Source organism: Croceibacterium salegens, assembly GCF_009827435.1.
Lineage (GTDB): Bacteria > Pseudomonadota > Alphaproteobacteria > Sphingomonadales > Sphingomonadaceae > Croceibacterium_B > Croceibacterium_B salegens.
The window spans coordinates 1-912 of sequence record NZ_WTYM01000001.1 but is presented as its reverse complement, the minus strand read 5'-3'; the positions used below and the strand labels follow the sequence as shown (position 1 = coordinate 912).

The 912-nt window shown below is 69.8% G+C and carries 1 protein-coding gene; it reads right to left on the bottom strand.

Translation table 11 applies throughout. The features are described from left to right. A partial coding sequence (locus GRI89_RS00010) for an AAA family ATPase (RefSeq protein ID WP_159791235.1) occupies positions 1–754 on the bottom strand: 754 nt, incomplete at its 3' end. Positions 755–912 lie beyond the last annotated feature (158 nt).

Genomic DNA, 912 nt, shown 5'->3' with positions numbered 1-912 from the left:
TGGCGCCGTTTTCGAGGTCTGGGCTCTCGCGCGACGCGCGGACCAGCGCGACGGTGTAGTCGATCACTTCCTTCGCCAGCGTCACCGCCTGAACCGCCTGCTGCGCGGCGGCCAGCGCAGCCTTGTCGGTCACCGCGGCGATACCGAAATCGCGCGGCGACTGCGGCCCGCTGCGCTCGCCGAAGCGGGCGACGATCGCCGCCTCTTCCTCGGCGCTGGGATAGGGGACCAGCAGCTTGAACAGGAAGCGGTCAAGCTGCGCCTCGGGCAGCGGGTAGACGCCCTGATGCTCGATCGGGTTCTGCGTCGCCACGACCATGAATTCGTCCGCCAGCGCGTGGGTCTCGCCGTCGAGCGTGACGCGGCGTTCCTGCATCGCCTCGAGCAGCGCGGCCTGGGTCTTCGGCGGGGTGCGGTTGATCTCGTCGGCGAGCAGCACTTCGTGGAAGATCGGCCCGCGCGTCAGGGTGAACTGGCTGGTCCGGAAGTTGAACAGGTTGGAGCCGAGGATGTCGCCCGGCAGCAGGTCGGGGGTGAACTGGATGCGGCCGAACTCCAGCCCGGTCGCAGCGGCGAAGCACTGCGCGAGGAAGGTCTTGGCGGTCCCCGGCGGGCCTTCGAGCAGGACGTGGCCGCGGGCGATGAGCGCGATCAGCAGGTGCTCGACCGTTTCTTCCTGCCCGACCACGGCCTTACCGATCTCGGCCCGGATAGCCTCGGCCAGCTGGCGGGTTTGCTGCAATGCTTCGCTCATCGGCGGAAGGTCCTTTCGATCGAATTCAGTGCCTGCGCCGCGCGCAGGAGGTCGGCGGGACGGCGCGCCGCCCCGAGGGTTTCGCTTGCCCGGGCAAAGCCGCCGGGATCCTCGCCGCGCCGTTCGAGGGCCCGGGCAATGGCGGCCTGCCGGGCTTC